16 protein-coding genes are annotated in these 14,685 nt (G+C 63.3%); 7 read left to right on the top strand and 9 right to left on the bottom strand.

Annotation, left to right across the window (positions count from 1 at the left end; all coding sequences use genetic code 11):
• Positions 1-105: 105 nt before the first annotated feature.
• From hflD to DKW65_RS07445, 3 genes are read right to left on the bottom strand one after another with little or no spacing between them, the layout of a single operon-like run.
• The gene (hflD, locus tag DKW65_RS07455) at positions 106-741 is read right to left on the bottom strand and encodes a high frequency lysogenization protein HflD (protein ID WP_111656654.1); all 636 of its coding nucleotides are present in this window, start codon (positions 739-741) and stop codon (positions 106-108) included.
• Positions 738-1,865 carry a tRNA 2-thiouridine(34) synthase MnmA gene (mnmA, locus tag DKW65_RS07450; protein ID WP_111656653.1) on the bottom strand — a complete coding sequence of 376 codons (1,128 nt, stop codon included), beginning with the start codon at positions 1,863-1,865 and terminating at the stop codon, positions 738-740. Before mnmA ends, hflD begins: the two co-directional genes overlap by 4 nt.
• A complete protein-coding gene (locus DKW65_RS07445) occupies positions 1,865-2,332 on the bottom strand; it encodes an NUDIX hydrolase (protein WP_111656652.1) in 468 nt (155 codons plus the stop codon). The genes mnmA and DKW65_RS07445 overlap by 1 nt, the downstream gene beginning before the upstream one ends.
• Positions 2,333-2,613: 281 nt before the next feature.
• On the opposite strand from DKW65_RS07445, the gene moaC reads away from it, so the two are divergent.
• The 3 genes from moaC to DKW65_RS07430 are packed head-to-tail and all read left to right on the top strand — an operon-like array spanning position 2,614 to position 3,854.
• Positions 2,614-3,108: a cyclic pyranopterin monophosphate synthase MoaC gene (moaC, locus tag DKW65_RS07440; protein ID WP_111656651.1), complete on the top strand. Its 495-nt coding sequence runs from the start codon at positions 2,614-2,616 to the stop codon at positions 3,106-3,108.
• A complete protein-coding gene (gene moaD / locus DKW65_RS07435) occupies positions 3,109-3,363 on the top strand; it encodes a molybdopterin converting factor subunit 1 (RefSeq protein WP_111656650.1) in 255 nt (84 codons plus the stop codon).
• Positions 3,364-3,365: 2 nt separating this feature from the next.
• Positions 3,366-3,854, top strand: coding sequence for a molybdenum cofactor biosynthesis protein MoaE (locus DKW65_RS07430; protein ID WP_111656649.1), 489 nt, complete (start codon positions 3,366-3,368; stop codon positions 3,852-3,854).
• Here DKW65_RS07430 and DKW65_RS07425 read toward each other — a convergent pair.
• On the bottom strand, positions 3,754-4,386 hold the full coding sequence (locus DKW65_RS07425; RefSeq protein ID WP_111656648.1) for a pseudouridine synthase: 633 nt from the start codon (positions 4,384-4,386) through the stop codon (positions 3,754-3,756). The genes DKW65_RS07430 and DKW65_RS07425 overlap by 101 nt on opposite strands.
• A gap of 169 nt (positions 4,387-4,555) precedes the next feature.
• Here DKW65_RS07425 and icd point away from each other — a divergent pair, with 169 nt between their 5' ends.
• Positions 4,556-5,818: an NADP-dependent isocitrate dehydrogenase gene (gene icd / locus DKW65_RS07420; protein ID WP_111656647.1), complete on the top strand. Its 1,263-nt coding sequence runs from the start codon at positions 4,556-4,558 to the stop codon at positions 5,816-5,818.
• A gap of 6 nt (positions 5,819-5,824) precedes the next feature.
• Here icd and DKW65_RS07415 read toward each other — a convergent pair whose 3' ends face one another.
• Complete coding sequence (locus DKW65_RS07415; RefSeq protein ID WP_111656646.1) at positions 5,825-6,100, bottom strand: cold-shock protein; 276 nt, start codon at positions 6,098-6,100, stop codon at positions 5,825-5,827.
• A 250-nt stretch (positions 6,101-6,350) separates the two neighbouring features.
• On the opposite strand from DKW65_RS07415, the gene clpS reads away from it, so the two are divergent.
• Entirely contained in the window at positions 6,351-6,731 is a 381-nt protein-coding gene (clpS, locus tag DKW65_RS07410) for an ATP-dependent Clp protease adapter ClpS (RefSeq protein WP_111656645.1), read from the top strand.
• A gap of 37 nt (positions 6,732-6,768) precedes the next feature.
• Complete coding sequence (gene clpA / locus DKW65_RS07405) at positions 6,769-9,033, top strand: ATP-dependent Clp protease ATP-binding subunit ClpA (protein ID WP_111656644.1); 2,265 nt, start codon at positions 6,769-6,771, stop codon at positions 9,031-9,033.
• A 71-nt stretch (positions 9,034-9,104) separates the two neighbouring features.
• Here clpA and infA read toward each other — a convergent pair whose 3' ends face one another.
• The 4 genes from infA to trxB all read right to left on the bottom strand — a co-directional run bounded on the left by infA (position 9,105) and on the right by trxB (position 11,876).
• Positions 9,105-9,323, bottom strand: a complete 219-nt coding sequence (infA, locus tag DKW65_RS07400; protein WP_008737658.1) for a translation initiation factor IF-1 — start codon at positions 9,321-9,323, stop codon at positions 9,105-9,107.
• Positions 9,324-9,427: 104 nt separating this feature from the next.
• Positions 9,428-10,171 carry an arginyltransferase gene (locus DKW65_RS07395; RefSeq protein ID WP_111656643.1) on the bottom strand — a complete coding sequence of 248 codons (744 nt, stop codon included), beginning with the start codon at positions 10,169-10,171 and terminating at the stop codon, positions 9,428-9,430.
• On the bottom strand, positions 10,168-10,908 hold the full coding sequence (gene aat / locus DKW65_RS07390) for a leucyl/phenylalanyl-tRNA--protein transferase (protein ID WP_111656642.1): 741 nt from the start codon (positions 10,906-10,908) through the stop codon (positions 10,168-10,170). Before aat ends, DKW65_RS07395 begins: the two co-directional genes overlap by 4 nt.
• Positions 10,909-10,931: 23 nt before the next feature.
• A complete protein-coding gene (trxB, locus tag DKW65_RS07385; protein WP_111656641.1) occupies positions 10,932-11,876 on the bottom strand; it encodes a thioredoxin-disulfide reductase in 945 nt (314 codons plus the stop codon).
• Positions 11,877-12,411: 535 nt separating this feature from the next.
• Between trxB and DKW65_RS07380 the strand changes: the two genes are divergently transcribed.
• Positions 12,412-14,682: a DNA translocase FtsK gene (locus tag DKW65_RS07380; protein ID WP_211315789.1), complete on the top strand. Its 2,271-nt coding sequence runs from the start codon at positions 12,412-12,414 to the stop codon at positions 14,680-14,682.
• Positions 14,683-14,685 lie beyond the last annotated feature (3 nt).

The raw sequence follows: 14,685 nt of genomic DNA, 5'->3' as shown, positions 1-14,685 counted from the left end.
GTCAAGGGGGTTCGGGAATCGCGCGCATGATACAGCAAGGGGGCGGGGCGGGCGAGATACCCTGACCCCGCCCGCAGAGGGCGGGCAGGGGCGTGCACGGGGAGATCAGTGCAGAGACTGGCGCAGGATGGCGTCGCAGGCTTCCAGCAGACGCTTGCGCTGCAGCAGCAGGTGCCAGCGCCGTCCGCCGGCCTGCTGCCAGAGCACGCCGCCGCGGACACCGGCGAGGAACAGGGCACGGATACGCGCGGCATTGTCCTCGTTACGCAGGTGCTCAGGCTCGCCCTGCACCTTGATGCGGAATTTGAGCGTGCCCAGGGTATCCACATAGATACCGGCCAGCCGGTGGCAGAATTCCGCCGAGGCCAGCCTGTCGAAATGAGCGCGCTGGGCGTCCAGTGCCTCCAGCCGGTTGCCGAGGATGCTCATCAGGCTGTCGTCCTTGCGCAAGCGGGTGGTCAGGTGCATCAGGGCCAGCGCATAGCCCACAGCCCGCACATTGTCATTGCTCTGCTTGCCAGCCAGGGCGTCACGCAGCAGGGTGAAGCCGGGGCGCAGGTCGGCCAGTGACGGGTAGACATGCTCATAGTCACTGGGCGAGAGATTCATGGTGCCGGCCAGCAGTGCTTCGACGGGCTGATCCAGGCACTGGCCGGTGGCGGCGATGCGATCGGCCAGCTGTCCGGCCTGGAACATGGCGGCCAGGCCGATGACCTGGTGGGTATGTTCGGGTCTGCTCATGCAGGTCTGCTCATTGATGGGCCTGTGGATTCGATGACGGCGCCGCCGAGGCACACAGGGCCATCGTACAGCACCAGCGACTGACCCGGCGTTACAGCGCGTTGGGGGGCCTCGAAGCGCACGTGCACGCGGCCATCCGCGAGTGCCTCAACAGTACAGGCCTGATCCGGCTGGCGATAGCGGGTCTTGGCGGTGAGGCGTGCGGGCAGCGTCGGCGCCTCACCTGCAATCCAGTGCATGGGGCCACTGTCCAGCTGCTGGCTTTGCAGCAACGGATGATCGTGCCCCTGCACCGCCACCAGCACGTTACGCTCCAGGTCCTTGGCGGCGACATACCAGGGTGACTCGTCGGCATTGGCGCGGCCACCGATGCCCAGGCCCTGGCGCTGGCCGAGGGTGTAATACATCAGGCCGCTGTGCTCGCCGAGCAGATGGCCATGGTCGTCCTCGATGCGGCCCGGCTGGGCGGGCAGATAGCGCTGCAGGAAATCCTTGAAGCGGCGTTCACCGATAAAGCAGATGCCGGTGGAGTCCTTCTTCTTGTGATTGGCAAAGCCCTGAGCTTCCGCGATACGCCGGACCTCGGGCTTCTCCAGACCGCCCAGCGGAAACAGGGTGCGGGCGAACTTGTCGCCGCCCACCGCATGCAGGAAATAGGTCTGGTCCTTGTTGGCGTCCACAGCCCGACGCAGCTCGCCCAGGTGTTCGCCATGGCGCACCTGCGCGTAGTGACCGGTGGCGATGCCATCGGCGCCCAGGGTCAGGGCGTGGTCCAGAAAGGCGCGGAATTTCACTTCCTTGTTGCACAGGATATCCGGGTTGGGGGTTCGCCCGGCGCGGTATTCCGCCAGAAAATGCTCGAACACCCGATCCCAGTACTCGGCGGCGAAGTTGACCGTGTGCAGCTCGATATCCAGCACCCCGGCCACCTGCATGGCATCCAGCAGGTCGTCGCGGGCGGTGCAGTATTCGGTGCCGTCATCCTCGTTCCAGTTCTTCATGAACAGGCCTTCAACCCGGTAACCCGCATCTTTCAGGCGCCAGGCGGCCACGGCGGAATCCACACCGCCGGACATGCCGACGATGATGCGGGTTTCTTCGGGTGCGCGTTCAGCCAGTGTCATCAGCCTTCCTGCAAAGCCCAGGAATGTTCATAGATGATATCAAGGGGCAGGCGCCGGCCGCTGAGGTAATCGTCAACGCAGCGCATGACCAGTGGACTGCGGTGCTCGCTGCGGCGCGCGCGCAGCGCCTCGGCGTCCAGCCACACGGCCTCGATGATGCCCCGATCCAGGCGCTGCCCGGCATCGTGGCGCAGGGGCTCCGCGATAAAGCAATAGCGATGATAGACACCGCCGCGCGGGTTCGGCTGAAAGATGTAGCAACCGAGAAACCCCGTGACCTTGACGGTCCAGGCCGTTTCTTCAAGCGTTTCGCGGAAGGCGGCCTGCACCAGCTGCTCCCCGGACTCGACATGCCCGGCGGGCTGGTTGATCACGTCGCGATCATTGGCGCGCTCACGCACACACAGGAAACGTCCGTCCTGTTCGACGAGGGTGGCCACGGTAATATGGGGGGTAAAACTGTTCATGGTTGACTCGATCCGGCGGAGCGGGGATGGTACATCAGCGTCCCGATACAGGGCCAGTTTGGCGGCTTTCCTGCCGAACACGGGTGCTCCGGGCCAGGTCCGGCCACCTGGGCGGGGACACCCTCCCGGGACCCGCCGTGAATCCATCCCTGGAGGCTTGCGTTCGGCATCCATGCCTCACACAGTCCCGGGAGGGTGTCCCCGCCCAGGCGTCCTCCGTGAGCGCGGGTCGTCCAGATGCTTTTTTGCAGAGTGGGCTTTCAACAGGTACAGGATAATCAATGAGCGACAAGACACTGACCCATCTGGATGCCGAAGGGCGGGCATCGATGGTGGATGTGACCGACAAGCCGGATACTGATCGGCGGGCCAGGGCGCAGGCGCGGGTCTATATGACGCCGTCGACGCTGGCCATGATCGTCGATGGACAGCATCCCAAAGGGGATGTGCTGGCCGTGGCGCGGGTGGCCGGGATTCAGGCGGCGAAGAAAACCTGGGACCTGATTCCGCTGTGTCATCCGTTGCTGCTGTCGAAGATTCGTGTGGAACTGGTGCCCGAAGAGAACCAGAACGGGGCCACGGAAGCCGTGCTGCGGATCGAGGCAGAATGCCGGGTCAAGGGACCGACCGGGGTCGAGATGGAGGCACTGACGGCGGTGTCGGTGGCGGCGTTGACGGTGTATGACATGTGCAAGGCGGTGGACCGGGCCATGCGGGTGGAGGGCATCTGCCTGCTGGAAAAGGCGGGTGGCCGCAGTGGTGAATGGAGACGGTAGATGATTGAAGTGTTGTTCTTCGCCGGCCTGCGCGAGCGTTTGGGTACCGAGCGGGCGTTGCTGGAATGGACGCCGGATCTGCGCGATGTGGGTGCGGTGCGCGCGCGTCTGGCCCAGGGCGATACCGCCTGGGAAGAAGCTCTGGGTGCGGGGGAGCAGGTGCTGGCCGCCGTCAATGAGGAAATTGCGCAGGCGCGCACCAGGGTACAGGACGGCGATGTGGTGGCCTTTTTCCCGCCGGTGACCGGGGGCTGATCATGGCGGGCCAGGTGCTGCGGGATTGTCGGGTGCTCGATACGCCGCTGGATTGCGCCGCAGCACAGGCGTGGCTGGCGGCGGCAGGTGGCGCGGCAGGCGCCACGGTGCTGTTCACGGGTCAGGTACGCGATGAGGCCGGGGCGGTGGCGTCACTCTTCCTGGAGCATTATCCGGCCATGACAGAAAAGTCGCTGGAGCGTATTGCCGCCGAGGTGGGCGGCCGTTGGCCGCTGGCGCGCGTGCTGGCCTGGCACCGGGTCGGCCACATGGTGGCGGGTGACACCATCGTGGTGGTGGGCGTGGCGGCGGCTCACCGAGCCGAGGCCTTCGAGGCGTGCTGTTGTCTCATGGACCGGGTCAAGACGGAGGTGCCGCTGTGGAAACGGGTCAGCGGCGCCGGGGGCGATGGCGACTGGGTCGAGGCGCGGGCTTCCGATGTGAAGGCGGCGCGCCGCTGGCGGGAGCAGGGCGAGGAAGATGAACACTGATCTCGCGGTGCTCGCCCGGCGCCAGGTTGTCGAGCGTCCAGTCGCCGATGCGCACGCGAACCAGGCGCAGGGTAGGGCAGCCGATGGCGGCCGTCATGCGCCGTACCTGCCGGTTGCGGCCTTCGCTGATGGTCAGTTGCAGCCAGCTGTCGGCCACCGTTTTGCGCTCACGCACTGGCGGGTGGCGCGGCCACAGCCAGTCCGGCGCCTCGCAGGGCTGGGCCTGTGCCGGCCGGGTTAGACCATCGTTCAATTGAACGCCATCGCGAAGTTGCTGAAGCTGTGCGGCGTCCGGAACGCCTTCGACATGCACCAGATAGGTTTTGGGCAAATGAAAGCGAGGCTGGCTGATGCGTGCCTGCAAGGCGCCGTCATCGGTCAGTAACAGCAAGCCTTCAGAGTCCCAGTCCAGGCGCCCGGCCGGATAGACGCCGGGGATGTGCAGGTAATCCGCGAGCGTGGCCCGTCCGCCGTCATCGGTAAATTGCGACAGGACCCGAAAGGGCTTGTTGAACAGTATCAGGCGTGCCATGACGTCTCTCTTGTTGATAACCCGCGGGCCGCTCATGGCCGAAAACGATGGCGGTGATTCGCAAAAGGTCAGGCAAGCTGCGCCCGCCAATGCTATAATCGCGCCTCCTGAGAGGCCTAGAGGCTCCGCTTACCGAATTGTACGGTTATTTTCCAGAGGGAGTAGTTAGATGGGATACCAAAAGATCATGGTGCCGGCAGATGGTGACAAAATCACCGTTAATGCGGACCTATCCCTGAATGTACCCAACCACCCGATCATTCCCTATATCGAGGGTGACGGCATCGGCGTTGATATCTCGCCGGTAATGATTGAAGTGGTGAACGCCGCCGTTGAGAAAGCTTACGGTACGAAACGCGCCATCACCTGGATGGAAATCTACGCTGGCGAGAAAGCCACCAAGGTCTACGGCCCCGATGTCTGGCTGCCGGAAGAGACCCTGGAAGCGATGCGCGAATTCACTGTCGGGATCAAGGGGCCGTTGACGACGCCGGTAGGCGGCGGGATTCGCTCCCTGAACGTGGCCCTGCGCCAGGAGCTCGACCTCTACACCTGCATGCGCCCCGTGCGCTGGTTCCCCGGGGTACCCAGCCCGGTGACCCATCCCGAACTGACCGACATGATCATCTTCCGGGAGAACTCCGAAGACATCTATGCCGGCATCGAGTGGAAAGCAGACAGCCCCGAAGCCACCAAACTGATCCGTTTCCTGCGTGAAGAGATGGGCGTGACCCAGATCCGCTTCCCGGAAGGGTGCGGTATCGGTATCAAGCCGGTGTCCCGCGAGGGCACGCAGCGCCTGGTGCGCAAGGCCATCCAGTACGCCATCGATAACGACAAGGACTCGGTGACCCTGGTGCACAAGGGCAACATCATGAAATACACCGAGGGGGCCTTCAAGGACTGGGGCTACGAACTGGCCCGTGAGCGTTTCGGCGCCGAGTTGCTGGACGGCGGCCCGTGGTTGACCATGAAGAACCCGCGTACCGGCAAGGAAATCATCATCAAGGACGTGATCGCCGACGCCTTCCTGCAGCAGATCCTGATGCGTCCGGCCGATTACAGCGTGATTGCCACCCTGAACCTGAACGGTGACTACATCTCTGACGCACTGGCGGCGGAAGTAGGCGGTATCGGCATTGCGCCGGGTGCCAACATCGGTGGCTCTGTGGCGCTGTTCGAGGCGACCCATGGCACGGCACCCAAGTATGCCGGTCAGGACAAGGTGAACCCGGGCTCACTCATTCTCTCTGCCGAAATGATGCTGCGTCACATGGACTGGAACGAGGCGGCGGATCTGATCATCCAGGGTATGGAAGGGGCGATTTCGGCGAAGACGGTGACCTACGACTTCGAGCGCCTGATGCCGGATGCCACCCTGCTGAAGTGCTCCCAGTTCGGTCAGGCGGTCATTCGCCACATGGAACAGTAAAACGCGTTATTCCGTAACCGGTGCAGCGGCAACAGGGGCTGCACCGGCGGCGGAGCCGCTGTCTGCCGCGCCTTGCTCTCCGGCCGGGCGCAGGTTGACGGCATGATAGCCCTTGTTGGCCTCCTGCAAGTCATACTCCACGGGTTGTCCTGCCTTGAGGCTGCGATAGCCGTCCATCTGAATGTAGGAATAGTGAACGAACAGGTCTTCCCCGCCAGCGTCCGGGCGGATGAAGCCGTAGCCCTTTGCATTGTTAAACCACTTGACCTTTCCCGTAGCCATGGTCCTTCGCCTCTCCGATGGCCGCTGATTTGTTGTTATCCCCGCGCTCACGCCGATTCGGGTAAACTGGCGGAGACATTCTTGTACCTTGATTCGATCGTACCCTGATCCGCTCAACTTTTAACCAATGTCCGGGGAGTGTCAAGCCCCGGGGTGGCGAGTCGGGTACCGCTATTGAAAAATGCGCCGAAATTCACCATATCCTGATTGCCGGGAGCGCATCACAGGTATACAACCATCAGAGAGCAGCATGATTTCTAGCAGCTATTCGTACCCGCCGTCGTACCCGGTCAGCGGGCCGCAGGAACCGCCGGAGCAACCCGGACAGCCGGATCGGCATGGCGATCTGGCGGTGGAAGAGGCACGACCGAAACTGCGTCGTCCGCCGTTGTACAAGGTTCTGATGCTGAACGATGACTACACGCCGATGGATTTTGTGGTAGAGGTATTGGAAAGGTTCTTTGCCATGGACCGTGAACAGGCGACGCGCACCATGTTGACGGTGCACACGGAGGGTCGGGCGGTATGCGGTGTCTTTCCGCGTGATATCGCCGAGACCAAGGCGGCGCAGGTCGTTGACTATGCCCGCGAGAACCAGCATCCACTGATGTGCCAGGTGGAAGTGGCCTGAGGCCTGAATTTCTTCCTCGTGAACCGAGAGGTGAGCCATGCTCAGCAGAGAACTGGAACTGACCCTGAACGAAGCGTTCCGCCATGCCCGTACCCATCGGCACGAATTCATGACGGTGGAGCACCTGTTGCTGGCGCTGCTCGATAACCAGGCGGCGGTGGAGGTGCTGGAGTCCTGTGGTGCCGATCTGGTGGAGTTGCGCCAGGCGCTTGACCGGTTCATCGATGACACCACGCCGCTGATTCCGGATGAGGACAGCGAGCGTGACACCCAGCCGACCCTGGGCTTCCAGCGTGTGTTGCAGCGCGCGGTGTTCCATGTGCAGTCATCGGGCAAGCGCGAGGTGACGGGTGCCAATGTCCTGGTGGCGATATTCAGCGAGCAGGAAAGCCAGGCCGTGTACCTGCTGCGCGCCCAGAACATCAACCGCGTGGATGTGGTGAACTTCATCAGCCACGGGATTTCCCGCATCCACGAGGGTGAGGAAACCGAACGCCCGGAGGCGGCTGCCGAAGAGGGCGAGGGTGCCGCCAGTGGGGCGCTGGACAGCTATACCACCAACCTGAACGAGATGGCGCGCCAGGATCGCATTGATCCGCTGATCGGGCGGGCGTTCGAGATCGAGCGCGCGGCGCAGATCCTGTGCCGTCGGCGCAAGAACAACCCGCTGCTGGTGGGCGAGCCCGGGGTGGGCAAGACGGCCATTGCCGAAGGGCTGGCGTGGATGATCGTGGAAGGCAAGGTGCCCGAGCCGCTGCAGGAGTCCGTGGTCTATTCCCTCGACATGGGTGCATTGCTGGCGGGCACCAAGTATCGCGGCGATTTCGAGAAGCGCTTCAAGGCGCTGGTGAACGAATTGCAGAAGCAGCCCCATGCGATCCTGTTCATCGACGAGATTCACACCATCATTGGTGCCGGGGCGGCTTCGGGTGGCGTCATGGATGCCTCCAACCTGCTCAAGCCGGCGCTGGCCAATGGCACTATCAAGTGCATGGGCTCAACGACGTTCCAGGAGTACCGCGGCATCTTCGAGAAAGACCGTGCCCTGTCGCGTCGCTTCCAGAAAATCGATGTTGTCGAGCCGACCGTTGACGAGACCTTCGGCATTCTGCGTGGCCTGAAAAAGCGCTTCGAGGACCACCATGATGTGGTCTACACCGATGAGGCGCTGAAGGCCGCGGCCGAGCTGTCGTCGCGTTACATCAATGACCGGCACCTGCCGGACAAGGCCATTGACGTGATCGACGAGGTCGGGGCGTGGCAGCGGCTGCGGCCTGAGAATGAGCGCCGCAGCACGATCGAGGTGGATGATGTCGAGGCCATGGTGGCCAAGATCGCTCGCATTCCGCCGAAGTCGGTATCGCAGTCGGACAAAGAGCTGCTGCGCAACCTGGAGCGGGATCTGAAGATGACCGTGTTCGGGCAGGACCCGGCCATCGAGGCGCTGTCGGCGGCGATCAAGCTGTCCCGTGCCGGGCTCAAGTCGGCGGACAAGCCGGTGGGCTGCTTCATGTTTGCCGGCCCCACGGGCGTCGGCAAGACCGAGGTCAGTCGCCAGTTGTCGCGGGCGTTGGGCGTCGAGCTGGTCCGTTTTGACATGTCCGAGTATATGGAGCGGCATACCGTCAGCCGCCTGATCGGTGCGCCCCCGGGCTATGTCGGTTTCGATCAGGGTGGGCTGCTCACCGAGGCGGTCACCAAGACGCCGCATTGCGTGCTGCTGCTCGATGAGATCGAAAAGGCCCATCCGGAAGTCTTCAATCTGCTGCTGCAGGTGATGGACCACGCCACACTCACCGACAACAACGGGCGCAAGGCGGACTTCCGCAACGTCATCCTGATCATGACCACCAACGCGGGGGCTGATGTCATGAGCCGGGCGTCTATCGGCTTTACCCAGCAGGATCACTCCACCGATGGCAGCGAGGCGCTGAAGAAGATGTTCACGCCGGAATTCCGTAACCGTCTGGATGCGGTGATCCAGTTTGGCGCCCTGACCCCGGAGACCATTCTGGGTGTGGTCGACAAGTTCCTGACCGAACTGCAGGCGCAGCTGGACGAGCGTGGCGTCACATTGCAAGTGGATGATGAGGCGCGCGCCTGGCTGGCTGAGCACGGGTATGACCGTGCCATGGGGGCGCGACCGATGGCCCGTCTCATACAGGATCAGTTGAAGAAGCCGCTGGCCGAGATGTTGCTGTTCGGTGCCCTGGCAGAGCAGGGCGGTCGCGTGGCGGTCACCGCCGACGAGAAGGGATTGCGCCTGTTGGTCACCGAGGCCGAGGCCGAAGCCGCAACCTGATTGTGGATCAGGGCACGACAAAAACCCGCAGCGCCGGAAGGCCCTGCGGGTTTTTCATGTCCGGTTCCGGATTATTTCATGCGGAAGGTAATGCGACCCTTGCTCAGATCGTAAGGGGACATTTCCACCTTGACCCGGTCGCCTGTGAGAATGCGGATGTAGTGTTTGCGCATCTTGCCAGAGATGTGCGCAATGATCTCGTGGCCGTTATCCAGCTTCACGCGGAACATGGTGTTCGGGAGGGTATCCACCACCACACCTTCAAGTTCGATCTGCTCTTCTTTCGCCATGCAATCTGTCGGCCCTTCGGGGCGGGTCAATTAAGAGAGGCGCAATTGTGCCGGAAATGCCGTGGCCCTGCAAAGGCTTTACCGGGCGCCGGGCCCGTGCGGGGTCAAAGGCGGATGCCCGGGGGTGGCGCGGGGTGCTGGCCCTCTTCGGCCCAGACGTCGTTGCACAGCAGTTCCAGGGGCTGGAACTGCTGCTTGTAACGCATCTTGCGACAACGCCTGATCCAGTAGCCCAGGTAGAGGTAGGCCAGGCCCTTGTCCCGGCAGTACCCGATCTGCCAGAGGACGGCCTGGGTGCCAAGACTCAGTTCCGGATACTCCGGGTCATAGAAGGTATAGACCGCCGACAGGCCATCATCCAGCTGATCCACGACCGCGACCGCGAGCAGCGTATCGTTCTGGTCACGGAAGCAGCAGAAGCGGGTGTCGCTCCAGCTCGACATCAGGAAGCTGGCAAACTGCTCCTGGCTGGGCGGGAACATGTCTCCGTCGCCATGACGACGCTCGATGTAGCGGCTGTAGAGCTGGTACAGCTCATTGGTAAAACGCGGCGCGATCACTTCCACCCGGAGTGTCAGGTTGCGGCGCAGGATGCGTCGCTGACTGCGATTGGGCTGGAAGTCGGCGACCCGGACCCGGGCGGGAATACAGGCCTGGCAGGTGCCGCAATGGGGGCGGTAAAGATAATCCCCGCTACGGCGGAAGCCCAGCTGGGTGAGGTCCCCATACAGTTTCGGGGTGATGCGGGCATGCGGGTCGACGAACAGGGTGGTGGCCTGATGCTCCTCCAGATAACTGCAGGCATGGGCCGGGGTGCTGAAGAATCGGAGGGTTGCCAGGTCGCTCATATCGTCAGTCTATAACGTGCGGTGTATTCCGCAAGGCTGGCACGCTCATGCGGCCAGTGCCAGGCATTGTCGGTGCACACCCGTTCCATCAGTGCGCGCTCGAAGTCGACGCGGGCCACGGGCCTCGCGCCGAGGGAAAGCAGATGCGGTGTCTCCATCTGGCAGTCGATCAGGGTCACGCCATGAGCATTGCGCAACAGGCAGAAGAGCGCCAGCGCCGCCTTCGAGGCATTGGCGCAGCGGCTGAACATGGACTCGCCGAAGAACATGGCGCCCAGGTTCACACCGTAAAAACCACCCACCAGCTGCTGGCCCTGCCACACCTCGACGCTGTGCGCGTGCCCGGCATGATGCAGGGCGGTGTAGGCGTCCCGCATCTCGTCGGTAATCCAGGTGCCGTCCTGATCATCACGTGGCGCGGCGCAGGCCGACATCACGGAGGTGAAGGCCTGATCGATGCTGAACTGGAACGGGTCCCGGCGCAGGCACTTGCGCAGGCTGCGGCTGATGTGAAAGGCGTCGGGCTCAAGCACCAGGCGTGGGTCCGGCGTCCACCAGAGTGGCGGCTGGCCCTCACTGAACCAGGGAAAGATGCCGCGGCGGTAAGCCTGTAACAGGGTGTCCACGCCCAGATCGTTGCCAATGGCCAGCAGGCCATTGGGGTCATCCAGAGCGTAGCGGGTGGGCGGGAAGGTGGCACCGGGGTGCAACCAGGGAACACCGATACGCGTGGGCATGGCGGCGTCCCCGGTGGCGTCGATCAGAGGTTGTCGAGGTAGCGCTCGGCGTCCAGCGCGGCCATGCAGCCGGCGCCCGCCGAGGTGATGGCCTGGCGGTAAATATGGTCGGCGACGTCACCGGCGGCGAAGACGCCCTCGACACTGGTGGCCGTGGCGTTGCCTTCGGTGCCGGATTTCACCTTGATATAGCCGTCCTGCATGGTCAGTTGGCCCTCGAAGATCTGGGTGTTCGGCTGGTGGCCGATGGCAATGAAAACGCCCTGGACCTCCAGATCCTGAGTGCTGCCGTCATCCTGTGTGCTGCGCAGGCGTGCGCCGGTGACACCGCTGTCATCGCCGAGCACTTCATCCAGCGTGTGGAACCAGATCGGGGTAATGTTCTCGCGGGCGAACAGCTTGTCCTGCAGGATCTTCTCGGCGCGCAGGCTGTCCCGGCGATGTACCAGATAGACCTGGCTGGCGATATTCGACAGGTACAGCGCTTCCTCGACGGCCGTGTTGCCGCCGCCGATGACCGCTACCTTCTGGTTGCGGTAGAAGAAGCCGTCGCAGGTCGCGCAGGCAGACACGCCCTTGCCCTTGAAGGCCTCTTCGGAATCCAGCCCCAGATACTTGGCGGAGGCACCGGTGGCGATGATCAGCGCATCACAGGTGTAGTCGGCGCTGTCGCCTTTCAGTCGAAACGGTTTGCCGGACAGGTCGGCTTCATTGATGTGGTCATACACCATCTGCGTATTGAAGCGTTCCGCGTGCTGCTGCATGCGCACCATCAGATCGGGGCCTTGCAGACCTTCAACGTCGCCGGGCCAGTTGTCCACGTCGGTGGTGGTGGTCAACTGACCGCCCGGCTGGATGCCGGTAATGATCACGGGTTCCAGGTTGGCGCGGGCGGCATAGACGGCCGCGGAATAGCCGGCCGGGCCGGAACCGAGGATGATCAGGCGATGGTGCTGTGCAGTGCTCATGAAGCGGAGTCCTCCGGGCAGGGTGTGGCGTCATCGACTGACGGCGTACTACCGCAGGAAATGGGGGATGCGCCACGGGATTCAAGCTGCGGGGAAGCTACACTAAAACGCCCGGCGGTTGAAGCACGCCGGTCGGCCTGGCGTGCGCTGCGGGGAACGTTTTTTTCAATCGCGGTCATAGAGGGCGCCAACCGGGTGGCGTCGCGGGGCAGGGCGTTGCGTGCGGTTGCCCCGCGCCGGGTCATGGCCGACAATGGTGGATTGCATGGCGCCCGGGCATGCCCCTGTTGTGGCGGATTGGTGGCGGATTGCGGCGGAGTGTTGCGGGTCCGGGTGTTGCGGGGATAATATCTCTATTAAATTCATCGCCTTATCGGGCGAATCTTGAGTAATTTCTTGGTTGGTTCCGGGCGTGCCCGGGGGCTGACGTCGGAGTGACAGGGACTTGAGCAACACCAAGGCATCATCCAGAGCGACTTCAACACGACAGCGCGGCAACAACACGGCCGCCGAGACGCCCGGCTGGGCGCAGCATCTGCGTCGCGGGCTGATTGAGGGCCTGGTCATCAGCCTGATTGCCCTGTCGCTGTATCTGTTGCTGGCGCTGGTGACCTACAGCCCACGCGATCCGGGCTGGTCGTACATGGGCGATGCCAGCCAGATTCGCAATGCCGGTGGTCGCTTTGGCGCCTTTGCAGCGGATCTGCTGTTCATCCTGTTCGGTTACCTTGCCTACCTGTTTCCGCTGCTTGTCGGCTTCTGGGGTGTGCGCGTGCTGCGTGACCGGCATGCCGGGCTGGCTGGCAACTGGCCCATGTTCAGCCTGCGTCTGGTGGGCTTCATCCTGACCATGCTGGCGGGCACGGCCCTGGCCTGGATGCATTTCTCCGGCAATGGCAGCATCCTGCCCGAAGATACCGGCGGGATTCTCGGTCAGGTGGTTGGCAAGGCGTCGCTGGATGCCTTCAATCCTCTCGGTGGCACCCTGGTGCTGGTGGCCCTGTTCCTGATTGGCATGACCATCTTCACCGACCTGTCCTGGATTCGCCTGTCCGAGAAGCTCGGCGCCCTGGTGCTGACGCTGGCCCAGCGCATCCCGGTGGCCCTGCGCAACCGGCGGGAGAAGCGCGAAGAGAAGCGTCAGGCGGCGGTCGAACTGGCACGCCGCCGTGAGGTGCGCGAGGTGGCCATGAAACGGGCCGAGACCCGCAAGCCACCGGAAATCAAGCAGCCACCGAAGAAGGTGGAGAAGAGCGTGCGCGCCGAGAAAGAGCGTCAGCAGCCGCTGTTTACCTCCCAGGTCACCGGCACCCTGCCGCCGCTGGGTCTGCTGGATGCGGTGGAGGAGGGCGCCCGGGGCGGTTTCTCCAATGAAGCCCTGGACGGCATGTCGCGCCTGCTGGAGATCAAGCTGCGTGATTTCAATATCGAGGCCGAAGTGGTCGCGGTGCAGCCCGGCCCGGTCATCACCCGTTTCGAGATCCAGCCGGCCGCAGGCATCAAGGTCAGCCGTATCACCAACCTGGCCAAGGATCTGGCACGCTCCCTGGCGGTCATCTCCGTGCGTGTCGTGGAAGTGATTCCCGGCAAGACCACCGTGGGTATCGAGATTCCCAACGAGCAGCGCGAAATCATCCGCTTTACCGAAGCCGTGGGCAGCAAGGCTTTCGACGAGGCGCCGTCGCCGCTGGTGCTGGCCCTGGGCAAGGACATCAGTGGCAACCCGGTGGTGGCCGATCTGGCCAAGATGCCGCACCTGCTGGTGGCGGGCACCACCGGCTCGGGTAAATCCGTGGGTCTGAATGCCATGCTGTTGTCGATCCTGTTCAAGTCGACGCCGGACGACGTGCGCCTGATCATGATCGACCCGAAGATGCTGGAACTGGCGGTGTACGACGGCATCCCGCATCTGCTGACCCCGGTGGTCACCGACATGAAGGAGGCTGCCAGTGCGCTGCGCTGGGGCGTGGCCGAGATGGAGCGCCGCTACCGCCTGATGGCCTCCCTGGGCGTGCGTAACATTGCCGGGTATAACCGCAAGGTGGCGGATGCCGAAAAACAGGGGCAGCCGTTGAAAGACCCGCTGTGGAAACCGAATGACCCGATGAATCTGGAAGAGCCGGCACCCTTGCTGGAGCGGCTGCCCTATATCGTCATCGTGGTGGACGAATTCGCTGACATGATGATGATTGTCGGCAAGAAGGTGGAAGAACTGATTGCCCGTATTGCCCAGAAGGCCCGGGCCGCCGGTATCCACCTGATTCTGGCGACGCAGCGGCCGTCGGTGGATGTGATTACCGGCCTGATCAAGGCCAACGTACCCTCGCGCATGGCGTTCCAGGTGTCCTCGAAAATCGACTCCCGCACGGTGCTGGATCAGGGCGGGGCCGAGCAGTTGCTTGGCCACGGCGACATGCTTTATTTGCCGGTGGGGGTCAGCGTGCCGGAACGTGTGCACGGCGCTTTTGTCTCAGATGACGAGGTGCACCGGGTCTGTGATGACTGGCGCAAGCGCGGCGAACCGAATTACCTGCCGGAAATCCTCGACGGCGGTGATATCAACGCGCCGCTGCCGGGCATGGAAGGCAGTGGCGGCGACGACGATGCCGAACAGGACCCGCTGTACGATGAAGCGGTGGCCCATGTGATCGAATCCCGGCGCGCCTCGATCTCCGCCGTGCAGCGGAAACTCAAGATCGGCTACAACCGGGCAGCCCGCCTGGTGGAAGCGATGGAAATGGCCGGTGTGGTCACGGCGGCGGGGCATAATGGCCAGCGCGAAGTGATCGTGCCCGGCGGCGACTGAGGC

The organism is Isoalcanivorax indicus (assembly GCF_003259185.1).
Taxonomy (GTDB): Bacteria; Pseudomonadota; Gammaproteobacteria; order Pseudomonadales; family Alcanivoracaceae; genus Isoalcanivorax; species Isoalcanivorax indicus.
Note: the sequence above shows the minus strand (reverse complement) of the source record. Positions and strands in the feature narration are given on the sequence as shown.

Coding starts and splice junctions, on each gene's coding strand:
- clpS (WP_111656645.1), top strand. CDS start 6,351: ATGATTTCTAGCAGCTATTCGTACCCGCCGTCGTACCCGGTCAGCGGG.
- moaC (WP_111656651.1), top strand. CDS start 2,614: ATGAGCGACAAGACACTGACCCATCTGGATGCCGAAGGGCGGGCATCG.
- DKW65_RS07415 (WP_111656646.1), bottom strand. CDS start 6,100: ATGGCTACGGGAAAGGTCAAGTGGTTTAACAATGCAAAGGGCTACGGC.
- aat (WP_111656642.1), bottom strand. CDS start 10,908: ATGCCCACGCGTATCGGTGTTCCCTGGTTGCACCCCGGTGCCACCTTC.
- infA (WP_008737658.1), bottom strand. CDS start 9,323: ATGGCGAAAGAAGAGCAGATCGAACTTGAAGGTGTGGTGGTGGATACC.
- hflD (WP_111656654.1), bottom strand. CDS start 741: ATGAGCAGACCCGAACATACCCACCAGGTCATCGGCCTGGCCGCCATG.
- moaD (WP_111656650.1), top strand. CDS start 3,109: ATGATTGAAGTGTTGTTCTTCGCCGGCCTGCGCGAGCGTTTGGGTACC.
- icd (WP_111656647.1), top strand. CDS start 4,556: ATGGGATACCAAAAGATCATGGTGCCGGCAGATGGTGACAAAATCACC.
- mnmA (WP_111656653.1), bottom strand. CDS start 1,865: ATGACACTGGCTGAACGCGCACCCGAAGAAACCCGCATCATCGTCGGC.
- DKW65_RS07430 (WP_111656649.1), top strand. CDS start 3,366: ATGGCGGGCCAGGTGCTGCGGGATTGTCGGGTGCTCGATACGCCGCTG.
- DKW65_RS07445 (WP_111656652.1), bottom strand. CDS start 2,332: ATGAACAGTTTTACCCCCCATATTACCGTGGCCACCCTCGTCGAACAG.
- DKW65_RS07425 (WP_111656648.1), bottom strand. CDS start 4,386: ATGGCACGCCTGATACTGTTCAACAAGCCCTTTCGGGTCCTGTCGCAA.
- clpA (WP_111656644.1), top strand. CDS start 6,769: ATGCTCAGCAGAGAACTGGAACTGACCCTGAACGAAGCGTTCCGCCAT.
- trxB (WP_111656641.1), bottom strand. CDS start 11,876: ATGAGCACTGCACAGCACCATCGCCTGATCATCCTCGGTTCCGGCCCG.
- DKW65_RS07395 (WP_111656643.1), bottom strand. CDS start 10,171: ATGAGCGACCTGGCAACCCTCCGATTCTTCAGCACCCCGGCCCATGCC.